This window comes from Streptodolium elevatio, from assembly GCF_053592165.1.
The window spans coordinates 27249-39816 of sequence record NZ_JBSFVE010000007.1 but is presented as its reverse complement, the minus strand read 5'-3'; the positions used below and the strand labels follow the sequence as shown (position 1 = coordinate 39816).

The following is a 12568-nucleotide window of genomic DNA, read 5'->3' as shown; positions in this document are numbered from 1 at the left end:
CCCCACCGCCGGCCGGCACCACAGCACGCCGGCACCACCGCACGTCGCACCGCCGCAAGTCAGCACGTCAGCCCGTCCCGCACGTCAGCACCTCTTCGGCACCACCGGCCGGGCCCGCCCGGCCGGGCAACGCGTAAGGAACCTGTCAGCAGTGGTACACGCACGACCCTCGCACCGCCCCTCGCACCGCCCTTCCCGCCGCTCCCCGGGCGGGTTCCGCAAACCGCTCCTCCTGCTCGCCACCGCGGGCCTCGTCCTGGTCTCCGGCTGCGGATCGGATTCCCAGGGCAGGCCCCTCGCGGCGGGCACCCCCAGGCAAGGCGGCGCCCTGACCGTCCTGCTCCCCGGCGAGGCCCGCGGCCTCGACCCCTTCTCCGCGAGCTACATCAACGTGACCGACGGGAACCGGATGGCGGCGCTGTACGACATGCTCGTATGGACGAACCCCTCCACGGGTTCGGTCGAACCACAGGTGGCCGACCGCCTCACGGCCAAGGACGCCACGTCCAAGACCTGGCAGCTCGTCCTGCGTCCGGGGATCAAGTTCACCGACGGGGAGCCGTACGACGCCGCCGCGGTCAAGGCGAACTGGGACCTGCACGCCGACCCCGCCGTCCAGTCCGTGCAGCGGGCCGCCGCGGCCGGGCTGATGACCCGGGTCGTGGACCCGCTGACCCTCGAGGTCACCCTCCCCCAGCCGAACGCCAACTTCGACCGCATGGTGGCCCGGCACCTCTCGTTCATCGCCTCGCCCAAGGCCATCGCCGGCGGCAAGCTCGCGGAGAACCCGGTCGGCGCGGGCCCGTTCATGCTCCGCGCGGGCAACTGGGTCAAGAACCAGACGCTGACGCTGGACCGCAACCCCGGCTACTGGAAGTCCGGGGCGCCGTACCTCGACCGCGTCGTGTTCAAGGTCGACCCGGACCCGATGCACGAAGTCGCCGCCATCAAGGACGGCGAGGCCGACGTGACCATCACCGTCGACCCGCTCGCCGCGGCCGCCGCGGAGCGCGACGGGCTGGGCACCAGCCAAATGCTGTTGTCCGGTGGTCAGATGCTCTCGTTCAACACCGCGAAGGGGCCTTTCGCGCAGTCCGAGGCCCGCCGTGCGGTGGCCTACGCCCTGAGCGGCGAGACGATCAACAACGAGGTCTTCCAGGGCACCGGGACCGTCGCCCGCGGCATCTTCGGGGCCAACACCCCCTTGGCGAGCATCCAGTTGGCGGCGCCGGGCAACGACCCCGCCACGGCGGCACAGCTGTTCGACCAGGTCACCGCTGGCGGCACCCGGCAGTTGGCGGCGACGCTCATCATCCCCGACACACCTGCCACCGTGCGGATCGCCGAGTACGTGCGCACGACGCTCAACAAGTACCCCGGGGTGAGCATCAGCGTCGAGGCGCTCGATCTGCCGACGTTCATCCACCGCGCAAACGTGGAGCAGCGCTTCGACGTCAAGGTGGACCAGGTCTGGCTCGACGACCCCGAGCCCGGGCTGTTCGGCCTGCTGTCCGGCGGAAACGCCGGCAACTGCTGCTTCTACAACGACCCCGAGGTGAACGACGCGCTGACAGACGCCCGCCAGACCAGCGACGTCGAGGCGCGACGCAACGCGTACACGCGGGTGCAGGTCGCCCTGAACCGCGACATGCCGATGTGGGTGTACCAGGAGGCCGTCGCCGTGGGCGTGTTCTCGTCGAAGGTCACCGGGGTCCAGATGTTCAACGACGGTGTCTTCATGTTCGACCGTATCGGCATGAAGCGGTGACTCCCGGGCCGAAGGCCCGACCCCGGATGGACCCGATCGGCCCAAGGCAGTAGAAAGGGGCAGCCCGATGGACCTGGGGGAGGCCGGACGCGCCGCGTGCCGCGCGGCCCGCCCGGCCTTCCCCTGCCCTCTGGCCACGGCACCGCACCACCGGTGCCGTCCGCACCACCCGGGTCCTCCCACCGGAGTACCCGGCAGCACGGAGCACGAACCAAGCACTGCCGAACCACGCACAACCCGGCACCGCTTCGGCCGGCCATCCCCCGACGGCAGACCGAGCGAGACCGGCCCCGCGCACCACCGCCGCCCTACACAACGGACGGCCCGTCAGGTGAAGGTTGGCCCGTAGTGACTCGTACTTCCCACGCACTTCGAATACCCCCGTCGCCCCGGCGGAATGCCTCATTCCGCAGGGGCCGGATCGTCGCAGCCGCAATGGCCCTGGGCATCCTCGTGGCCGGCTGCGGCAGTTCCGACGACGCACCGCCCTCTCCCGCGGGCACGCCGCAAAAAGGCGGCTCGCTCACCATGACCCTGCCGGGCGATGCCGCCAGCTTCGACCCGACCCAGACCTCGTTCGTCAACGTCGCCGACGGCAGCCGCATGGCCGCCGTCTACGACTCCCTCGTGTGGACCGACCCGTCGACCGGCTCGGTGCGCCCGAAGATCGCCGAGAGTCTCGCGTTCGAGCGCGACGCCTCGATCTGGACGCTCCGTATTCGTCCCGGTGTGAAGTTCAGCGACGGCCTGCCCTACGACGCCGCCGCGGTGAAGGCCAACTGGGTACGGCACCAGGACATGGCGCTGAAGTCGTTCCAGATCATGGCCGTGACGAACATCAAGCAGTTGGACGTCGAGGATCCGCTCACCCTGAAGATCACTCTTCGGACACCGAACGCGAACTTCGACCGCATCGTGGCGCGCAATCTGTCCTACAACGCGTCTCCGGCCTCGCTCAAGCCGGACACTGTGGGATCACTCCGCGACAAGCCGGTGGGCGCCGGCCCGTTCATCCTCGAGCAGTGGCTCCCGGGCGACAAGCAGGTCTACAAGCGCAACGACACGTATTGGCAGAAGGACAAGGGGCTGCCGTACCTTGACCAGCTCGTCATCCGCGTCGACATGGACGTCAAACGCGGCGTCGACAGCCTCGGCAAGCAGTCCGACCTCATGGTCACCGTCGACCCGGAGAACATCGTCCTGGGTCGCGACCGCGGGCTGGGTGTCGAGGAACTCCGCCTCAACGGCGGCGCGATGGTGCTCTTCAACAATCTGAAGGGACCGTTCGCCGACGCGAGGGCGCGCAAGGCCATGGCGCTCGCGCTGAGCGGCAAGGAGATCAACGAGACGTTCTACAGCAATGCGGGGGTGCCGGCGAAGGGCATCTTCAGCTCCACGTCTCCGCTGGCCAGCATCCAACTGGCGGCGAGCGAGAACAATCCGGCGGAAGCCCAGAGGCTGTTCGACGAGGTGACGGCGAACGGCACCAAGCCGCTCACCTTCACCTACATCGCACCGTCCGCTCCCACCACAGTGGAAGTGGCCCGGTTCATCCAGCAGAAGCTGAGCGCCTACCGAGGCGTGACGATGAAGGTCCAGCAGGTGGACATCCCCACCTACATCAGGACCGTGCGGCAAGGCCAGGACTCCTGGAGCGCCGCGGTGGGGCAGCAGTGGATCGAGGACCCGGAACCCGGGATCTTCGACATGCTGCACTCCCAGAGCCCCGGGAACTCGTCCGGCTACAACAACCCTGAGGTCGACCGCGCCCTTGAAGAGGCGCGTCGTTCGACCGACCCCGAGGCACGTCGGGCCGCCTACACCAAGGTCCAGGTCCACGTGAACAAGGACATGCCCTTCTGGGTGTACCAGGAAGCGATCACCGCCGCCCTGTACACCTCCAAGGTCACCGGGCTGAGCCTGTACAACGACGGCCTCATCCAGTGGGACCAGATCGGCATCAGGAAGTAGCGGACCGCCGCACGCCGCACCACCGCACCGCGAGCACTGCCTGCACGACGAGCACGACTTGACCCCGCGCGGCCTTCCGGCCGCGCGGGGCCACAGAGCGCCATCCGCAGCAAGGCCACGACACAGGTGGAGGTCAGGCATCCGTGAATCAGCACGTCCGTAGACGGTGGAGCCGCAGGCAGTTTCTGCGGAGGACACGAATCGGCTGTGCCGCAGCCGCACTCGTCGTGCTCGCCGCATGTGCGCAGTCGTCGTCCGGATCCACCCCGGATCCCCATGCGACGCCCCGTTCGGGCGGAACCCTCGACATGTTGCTGCCGGGGGACGCACGTGGGTTGGACCCGTACAGCGCGAGCGCGAGCAACGTCGCGGACGGCAGCCGCCTCGCGGCCTTGTACGACGTCCTGGTCTGGAGCGACCCGTCCACCGGCACGGTGCGGCCGCAGATGGCCGAGTCCCTGGTCTCCGACGCCGGGGACACCTCGAAATGGACCCTCACCCTGCGCCCCGGGATCACCTTCACCGACGGTGAGGAGCTGAACGCCGATGCCGTCAGGGTGGCGTGGTCCACCCACCTGCGCCCCGAGCTGCGCTCCCTCGGCATGACGGCCGTGCGGAACGTCAAGCTCGCCGTCGTGGACAAGTTGCAGCTGCGGATCGAACTTCCCTCCCCCAACGGCAACTTCGACCGCATGGTCTCGCGCCTGCTCAACTTCATCCCGTCGCCCAAGACGCTGGTGTCGCTGGAGACCATCGCCGCGTCGACGCGCGCACCGGTCGGAGCCGGCCCGTTCAAGCTCCGCGAGTGGGCGCCCAAGTCGCACATGACGTTCGACCGCAACCCGAACTACTGGCAGAACGGGCCGTACCTCGACAGCGTGACCTTCCGCGTCAACCCGGACACGCCCGGAGCGGCGCGGATCATCGACGAGGGCAAGGCCGACGTCACGGTGAGCACCGACGCGCTGCTCATCGGGGACGCGCGCAAGCGCGGGCTCGCGGTGGGTGACATCCCCCTCAACGGCGGCCAGATGATCGCCTTCAACATGAGCCGTACGCCGCCCGGCGTGAAGACCCCCCGCGCGTTCGCGAACGCGGAGCTGCGCCGGGCGGTCGTGCTGTCGCTCAGCGCCGCCGAGATCGACAAGCTCTTCTACGAGGGCATAGGTGCCCCGGCCAAGGGCATCTTCGACTCCACGTCGCGCCTCGCCAGCATCCAGCTCGCCTCACCGGAGAACCAACCCGCCGAGGCCACCCGGCTGTTCATGCAGGTGACGCAGAACGGCACCAAGCCGCTGGAGCTGACCTACGCCGTTCCGGACAGCCCGAAGGCGCGGACCATCGCGGAGTTCTTCCGGACCCGCGTGGACGAACTCTCCAAGGGCTCGGTGAAGTTGAAGCTCGTCGTCGAGGACATCGCCTCCTTCATCAAGCGCACTTCGCTGGACGGCGACTTCGACGCGGCGGTGTTCCAGCTCTGGGCCGACGACCCGGAGCCCGCGCTGTACCAGTTCCTGCACTCGCAGGCCGGCTTCTCGAACGTCACCGGCTACAACAACCCGACCGTCGACGAGGCACTCCGGCTGGCCCGGCTGAACACCGACACCGACCGGCGCGGCGAGGCGTACACGCGGGTGCAGGTGGAGCTCAACAAGGACCTGCCGTTCTTCGTCTACCAGGAGGCCGTCGCCGCGTACGTGTGCGACCCCAAGATCACCGGGCTGCAGCTCTTCAACGACGGGCTGCTGCTCTTCGACCGGATCGGCGTACGGAAGTGACCGTGGCGTAGACCCGATTCGCGCGCCCCGAGAGCGCGCTCGTTGTACCAGCGGCCCCGTACCCACGCGCACACCGCGTGGGCGGGGCCGACCTCCGATGGTCTCCGGCATCGTCGGCGTCAGAACGGCGGGATGCTCATGGACCCGGTCGGGGTGAGCGGCTGAAACCGGTCGCCCGGAACGGCGCCGCTGTCATCGTTCGTTGACACGACCGCCACCCGGTCCGGGCGCTACTCCGCGTGCCGTTGATCAATGGCACATCCGAATCTGACGATGTAACAGATTCGCGTCGACAAGGTGTCTTCCCCGCGGCATCCGCCTACGGTGGCCGGACACCACCACGCACCGGCGCGGGATCACGGTCCCGTGCCGGTGCGTGCACCACCGCACGAAGCACCGCACGAAGCAACGCACGTAACCGGCACAGAACGCTCTGCACACCTCGCACGACCTTGCACAGGCTCCACTCTCCCGGCCCGCCCCGGCGTCCGGGAACCGCACGGCAGCACGATCAGGCCGGCCCGGTCCGGCCGCCACGTACTCGCCAGGAGGAGGCAAGACGGTGTCAGCACGACGTACGGTACGACCCGGGCTCGGCCGGTTCGCGACGCTCGGCCGCGGGGGCCCTACGCGCCGCGGCGCGGCGATCGCCGGCATGATCGCCCTGGGCCTCGTGGCCAGCGCCTGCGGGGGCGACGACGACGAGAAGTCCCCCGGCCCGAGCAATGCGCCCGCCACCGCGGCCGCCAAGAGCGGCGGCAGGATCACGATGCTGGCGGTGCAGGACTCCGCCGCCCTCGACGTCTTCCGCACGTCGAACGTCGCGGTCGCCGACGAGCCGCGGCTCGCCGCCCTGTACGACCCGCTGGTCTACATCAACCCCAAGGACCAGAAGGTCAACGCGCACCTGGCGGAGTCCCTGTCCAGCGCGGACAACGGCGCGACCTGGACGCTGAAGCTGCGCCCGGGCGTGACGTTCAGCGACGGGACGCCGTTCGACGCGAACGCGATCAAGGTGAACTACGACAAGCAGGCGGACATGGCCACGCGCTCCGTGCACATCGGCGCGGCGTCCACGTTCAAGGCCGAGGTCGTCGACCCGCTCACCGTCAAGCTGACCCCCGTCGGCGCGCCCAACCCGAACCTGGACCGCCTCATCGCGGTCGAACTGCCGTACATCGAGGCACCGTCGGCGATCAGCAAGGGCCCGGAGGCCTACGGCGCACAGCCGATCGGCGCCGGCCCGTTCGTCCTCAAAAGCTGGTCGCGCGGCAACGAGCAGGTCTTCGAGCGCAACCCGAACTACTGGCAGAAGGACAAGGGCCTGCCCAAGCTCGACGGGTTCACGGTCAAGAACGTCCCGGACATCCAGCAGCAGTACACGAGCGTCAAGTCCGGCCAGGCGGACCTGTTCGTCAGCTCCGACCAGAAGCTGCTCGGTGACGCGGCCAAGGAGCTGAACGCCTCGGAGCTGAAGACCGACGGCGGCCAGATGGTCCAGTTCAACCTGCGCAAGGGCCCGTTCACCGACCCGCGCGCGCGGCGGGCCGTCACGCTCGCGCTGGACCCGGCGGACATCCCGAAGACGCTCAACAACGGCTACGTCCCGGCGAAGGGCTTCTTCAACCAGTCCGGGCCGTACGCCGACCCGGCGGTCACGCAGGCCGCGCAGAACAAGGCCGAGGCGCAGAGGCTGTTCAACGAGCTCGCCGCGGAGGGCAAGAAGCTGAACTTCCGCTACCTGGTCCCGCAGAACCCGTCGTCGGTGCGCGTCGCCGAGTGGATGCAGGGCCAGCTGCGGACGTTCCAGAACGTCGACATGAGCATCGACTCCGTCGAGATCGGCGCGTACATCCAGAAGTACGCGATCTCCCGCGACTTCGACGCGATGCTCTTCCAGCAGTGGGTGGTCGACCCCGAGCCGACCGCGTTCAGCGCCTGGTACTCGAAGAGCCCGTTCAACGTCATCGGCTGGAACAGCCCGGCCGCCGACGAGGCGCTCGCCAAGGGCCGGGGCAGCACCGACCCGGCGGTGCGCAAGCAGGCGTACTCGGACCTGCAGAAGGCGATCGTCGCCGAGCTGCCGTTCTGGGTGTACGCGGAGTCGTCCAACGGCGCGATCTTCAACGACAAGGTCACCGGGATCGAGCACTACAACTCCGGGGTCTTCTTCATGGACCGGATCGGCCTGAAATAGCCGTTCCGAAGGTGTCCGGCACCGCCACGGCACCGCGCCAGGACGGTTCCTGACGACCCGTCGACAGCGATAACCTCAGGGTGATCACCCGGCGCCCCTCCGAGACGGAGGGGCGCCGTCACATGTCCAGCGGACGACAAAGAAACTTGACTGTGTAACAGATCGGCTTCGGAGACGTGCACTTTGGCCCAACTACTCCTACGGTGGCCCCCAGCGCGACAAGATCCGTGATCTTACGCACACACCGGTGGGGGTGGCCTTGTCGCCAACTCCCCGAAGCACGGCCAAGGCTCCAAATAGCACGACAGCACCATCCGACCGGCCCTTGTCCGGTCGTCATGTTCTCGGCGGAGGTGGCAAGACGGTGTCAGCACGACGCACGGCAGCACGACGCACCACGAACAGCTCGGTGGTACCCGCAATACCCGGCGGCTCGGGTCTCAGCCGCATACGCAAGCACGGCACAGTCGTGGCGGGCCTCGCGGCCCTCGCCCTGACCGTCTCCGCCTGTGGCAGCGACGACAAGGACAGCAAGTCCGGCGGCGCCTCCAGCAGCCCCGGCGGCGAGGCCAAGGCCGGCGGCAAGATGACCATGCTGGCGGTCCAGGACTCCAAGACCCTGGACGTGTTCCGCACCGCGTATGTCGCGGTCGCCGACGAGCCCCGGCTCGCGGCCCTGTACGACCCGCTGTTCTACATCGACACCAAGACCGGCAAGGTCGAGCCGCACATGGGCGAGTCCCTCGCGAGCGCCGACGGCGGCGCGACGTGGACGCTGAAGCTCCGCGCGGGTGTCAAGTTCAGCGACGGCACCCCGCTCAACGCCGAGGCCGTGAAGCTCAACTACGAGACGCACGCCAAGCAGGAGACGCAGTCGCAGCACCGCGCCGCCGCCGCGATGATCAAGACCGAGGTGGTCGACGAGACCACCGTCAAGATCACCAACCTCATGGGGCCGAACCCCAACTTCGACCGCACGGTGGCCACCGAGCTGACGTACATCGAGGCTCCTTCGGCCATCAACAAGGGCATCGACGCCGCGGGCGCCGAGCCGGTCGGCGCCGGACCGTTCATGCTCAAGAACTGGGTCCGCGGCTCCGAGCAGCAGTTCGTGAAGAACCCGAACTACTGGCAGAAGGACAAGGGCCTGCCCAAGCTCGACGAGCTGACGATCAAGAACGTCCCGGACATCAAGCAGCAGTACGCCACCATCAAGTCCGGCGGCGCTGACATCTTCCACAGCTCGGACGGCGCCCGCCTGGCCGACGCCGAGAAGGAGCTGCAGGTCCAGAAGATGGCCGACCTGGGCGGCCAGATGATCCAGTTCAACATGACGAAGGCGCCGTTCGACGACCCGCGCGCCCGCCGGGCCCTGGCGCTGGCGTTCGACCCGGCCGACATCCCGAAGACGCTCCAGAACGGGTACGTCCCGGCCAAGAGCTACTTCAACCCGTCGTCGCCGTTCTTCGACCCGACGCAGGTCCAGGAAGCGCAGAACAAGGACGAGGCGCAGCGTCTGATCAACGAGCTCGCGGCCGAGGGCAAGAAGCTCGAGTTCAAGTTCCTCATCCCGAAGAACCCCTCGTCGCAGGCCGTCGCGGAGTACATGCAGAGCCGCCTCGCGCAGATGCAGAACGTCAAGATGGAGATCGACTCCGTCGAGATCGGCGCGTACATCCAGAAGTACGCGATCGCCCGTGACTACACGGCGATGCTCTTCCAGCAGTGGATCGTGGACCCGGAGCCGCAGCTGTTCAACAGCTTCCACTCGGCCAGCCCGCTGAACTTCATCGGCTGGAAGAACCCGGAGGCGGACGCGGCGCTGCAGAAGGGCCGCGCGAGCACCAACCCGGACGAGCGCAAGGCCGCGTACAACGAGCTCCAGAAGCAGATCCTCAAGGACCTGCCGGTCTGGGTGTACGCCGACTCGCTGATCGGCCCGATCTACTCGAAGAAGGTCACCGGCGTCCAGCAGTACAACACCGGCGTCGTCTTCATGGACCGCATCGGCTTCAAGAGCTGACGCACCCCACGGCCCCGGCGGCGCCCCTTCGCGACTCGCGGAGGGGCGCCGCCTCTTTTCCGGACCCGTGCCGCGCGGCCTCACACCAGGGGGAAGGCCGCCTCGGGCAGTTCGCCCTGGAGGCGGTCGGCGAGGCGGCGCACGCACGGCTGGTCGCCGAACAGGTCGACGGCGCTCCGCACGGTGCGCCGCAGACGCGTGGTGAGCCGCTCGGAACGCACCCGGGCGGCCAGGGACAGGGCGCCCCCCGCGGCGTCGCAGGCCCGCTCGGCGTCGCGGACGAGGACGTACACGGCCGCCAGGCCGACGCGGCCGAGGGCGTGGGACCGCTGGTACTCCGGAGTGCCCGCGAAGAGGCGTACGGCCTCCTCCAGCGGCTCCCTGGCCCGCTCGGCGGGCGCCGCCCCCCGGTAGGCGAGGTCGCGGAACGCGAGGCCGGTCTCGCAGGACAGCTCGGCGTCGCCGAAGTAGCGGATCCAGTCGGGCTCGTCGGCCTCGGGGGCGTCCGCGTGGAGCTGCTCCGCGACGGACAGGGCGCGGCGGCACTTGTCGGCCTGGCCGAGCGCGGCGTGGGCCCGTCCCTCGACGGCGTACAGCATGGCCTGGGTACGCGCGCCCGCCGTGTCGCGCGAGCCGTACTGCGCCAGGTGGATCAGCTCCAGGGCATCCGATGGCCGGTCCAGATGGATCATCTGACGGCTCATCACCCCCAGCACGTTGGCGCCGAGCGGCCGGTCGCCGGCCTCCTTGGCGGCGTGCAGGGCGAGCACGAAGTACTTCTGCGCACCGGGCTGCATGCCCACGTCGTAGGACATCCACCCGGCCAGCAGCGAGAGTTCGGCGGTCAGGCGGAACAGGCGCTCGCGCACCGGCGCGGGGTAGACGTCCTGGAGGAGGTCGGTGACCTCCTGGAGCTGGCCGACCACCGCCTTGCGCCGCAGACCGCCGCCGCACTGCATGTCCCAGCTGCGGAACAGGCGTACGGTCGCCTCCAGTTGCTCCAGCTCGCCGATCCCGAGCCGGCCCGGCGCCTGGGGTGCCTTCGGCGGTAACGGCGGTACGGGCGACGGCGCCAGCCACCGCTGCATCGGCTCCACCAGCGCGGGGCCCGCGGACAACGCCAGAGACGCGCCGAGGAAGCCGCGGCGGCCCAGCATGAGGTCGCTGCGCGAGAAGTCGCCGAGCAGTTCGACGACCGACTCCGGAGCCCACGGCAGGTCCACGCCCGAGCCGGTGAACAGCGCGCCCGGTTCCTTGAATCCGAGGTCCTCGACCGCGACGACGCATCCGAAGTGCTCGCTGAACAGCTCCGAGATGATGCGCGGTATCGGGTCGCGGGGCTGCTCGCCGTCGAGCCACCGGCGCACGCGCGACGTGTCGGTGGAGACGTGCAGCGCGCCGAGGCGGCGGGCGCGTCGGTTGACCTGCCGGGCGAACTCGCCCTTGGACCAGCCGGTGCGCTCGAACCACGAGGCCAGGCGGTCGTTGGGCTGCTTGCCGCCGGATATGCGGGTGGCCCCGAACGTGGGTGCGAGCGGATCGCCGAAGCGCCCGTCGGCTGGTGCGCCGGACGGGCGTTCGGCTTGTGCGTCGGCTTCGGTTTGGGCGATTGTCACCGGCTTCTCCCCCTGTGCACCCCACACAGCCCGAGAAGACCGTGCGCAATGTCCCGTATGCCGAAAGTAGGCCGCTCGCCCGGCTCCCGGGGTGGGAACGGCAAAACGCCAGTGTTCGCCACCCCTCGCGCCAGGGGCCCGCCCCCGGTCATGCGCGGTTGACTTGGGGGCGTCCGTACAGTCCGCACAGTTCACACGGTGTTTCGCAGCGTTCCCGAGCGGCCCGCCCCCCGGTGCGCCGGCGCCCGCGGCAGGGCCTCGGCGGACGCGCCCCACGGTCCGTACACGGCGGGTTCACGGGCACGTCGCGGGAGGACACCGGGACCGTAACCAAACGTGACGGGAGCCGTTGGGAGGTCATGGACATCATGCTCGGATCGCGCCGACGCACCCGGACTGCCCTGTGGCAGGCGGTGTCGGAGTATGTCGAGCAGCGGCGCTGGCCCGTCACGCAGGGCACGTACCTCGTGCGGGACGGGCGCAGCACCCGCTGTTCCTGCGGCCGGTCGGCGTGCGCCGCCCCCGGCATGCATCCGTCGGACCCGCAGTGGTCCGCGCACGCGACCAGCGCACCTGCCGCGGCACGGTACCTGTGGTCGCAATGGCCGGACAGCACGGTCGTCCTGCCCACCGGCCATGCCTTCGACGCCATCGGCGTGCCGCGCCACGCCGGCCGCCGGGCCCTGGTCCGCCTGGAGCGCATGGGCACACCGCTCGGCCCCGTGCTCGGCACCCCCACGGGCCGGATGTTCTTCCTGGTGGCCCCCGGTGCCGCGACCGAACTGCCGCACCTGCTCTACCAGATGGGCTGGGACGACGCCGAACTCGACCTGCGCTGCCACGGCGAGGGCGACTACATCTTCGCGCCGCCGTCCCCGCTCGGGATGCTCGGCGCCGCCGAGTGGGTGCGCCCGCCGGACGCGGATGAGCTGGTCTTGCCGGAGGCCCGGCTGCTGCTCGGGACGCTGGCGTACGCCTGCCACCGCAACAGCGCGCGGACCGGCAGCGGCATGTGGCTCGCGTCCTGATCCTCCGCTGACCCCGCCCGGCATGCGCGTGCCTGCAGCCTGACGGCAATGCGGGCGGCGTGCCGGCGGTACGGGCGGCCCGCTCGTCCGCGTGCCCGGCCCTCCGCCCCCCGCCCACGCGAGCGGCGGCCGGAAGCGGCCCGCGACGACCGGCCTGCCGGGGGCGGCCGGGGAGTCGGCCGCCGGC

General features: G+C 69.6%; 7 protein-coding genes. 6 read left to right on the top strand and 1 reads right to left on the bottom strand.

All coding sequences use genetic code 11. From position 1 onward, the window contains the following. The first annotated feature begins 151 nt into the window (after positions 1 to 151). The 5 genes from ACWD12_RS15155 to ACWD12_RS15135 all read left to right on the top strand — a co-directional run bounded on the left by ACWD12_RS15155 (position 152) and on the right by ACWD12_RS15135 (position 9737). Positions 152 to 1768, top strand: a complete 1617-nt coding sequence (locus ACWD12_RS15155) for an ABC transporter substrate-binding protein (RefSeq protein WP_450099914.1) — start codon at positions 152 to 154, stop codon at positions 1766 to 1768. Between the two features lie 435 nt (positions 1769 to 2203). After that, complete coding sequence (locus tag ACWD12_RS15150; protein ID WP_450099913.1) at positions 2204 to 3739, top strand: ABC transporter substrate-binding protein; 1536 nt, start codon at positions 2204 to 2206, stop codon at positions 3737 to 3739. A gap of 308 nt (positions 3740 to 4047) precedes the next feature. Beyond that, entirely contained in the window at positions 4048 to 5517 is a 1470-nt protein-coding gene (locus ACWD12_RS15145) for an ABC transporter substrate-binding protein (RefSeq protein WP_450099912.1), read from the top strand. A gap of 562 nt (positions 5518 to 6079) precedes the next feature. Further along, positions 6080 to 7714: an ABC transporter substrate-binding protein gene (locus tag ACWD12_RS15140; protein WP_450099911.1), complete on the top strand. Its 1635-nt coding sequence runs from the start codon at positions 6080 to 6082 to the stop codon at positions 7712 to 7714. Between the two features lie 364 nt (positions 7715 to 8078). Continuing rightward, positions 8079 to 9737 (top strand): ABC transporter substrate-binding protein, encoded by a 1659-nt coding sequence (locus tag ACWD12_RS15135; RefSeq protein WP_358348005.1) that lies wholly within the window; start codon positions 8079 to 8081, stop codon positions 9735 to 9737. A gap of 80 nt (positions 9738 to 9817) precedes the next feature. On the opposite strand, the gene ACWD12_RS15130 is transcribed toward ACWD12_RS15135, so the two are convergent. Continuing rightward, positions 9818 to 11245, bottom strand: coding sequence for a hypothetical protein (locus tag ACWD12_RS15130; protein WP_450100086.1), 1428 nt, complete (start codon positions 11243 to 11245; stop codon positions 9818 to 9820). A 467-nt stretch (positions 11246 to 11712) separates the two neighbouring features. Here ACWD12_RS15130 and ACWD12_RS15125 point away from each other — a divergent pair, with 467 nt between their 5' ends. Then, positions 11713 to 12381 carry a bifunctional DNA primase/polymerase gene (locus ACWD12_RS15125; protein ID WP_358361594.1) on the top strand — a complete coding sequence of 223 codons (669 nt, stop codon included), beginning with the start codon at positions 11713 to 11715 and terminating at the stop codon, positions 12379 to 12381. Positions 12382 to 12568: the final 187 nt, after the last annotated feature.

Coding starts and splice junctions, on each gene's coding strand:
- ACWD12_RS15145 (WP_450099912.1), top strand. CDS start 4,048: ATGTTGCTGCCGGGGGACGCACGTGGGTTGGACCCGTACAGCGCGAGC.
- ACWD12_RS15125 (WP_358361594.1), top strand. CDS start 11,713: ATGGACATCATGCTCGGATCGCGCCGACGCACCCGGACTGCCCTGTGG.
- ACWD12_RS15150 (WP_450099913.1), top strand. CDS start 2,204: ATGGCCCTGGGCATCCTCGTGGCCGGCTGCGGCAGTTCCGACGACGCA.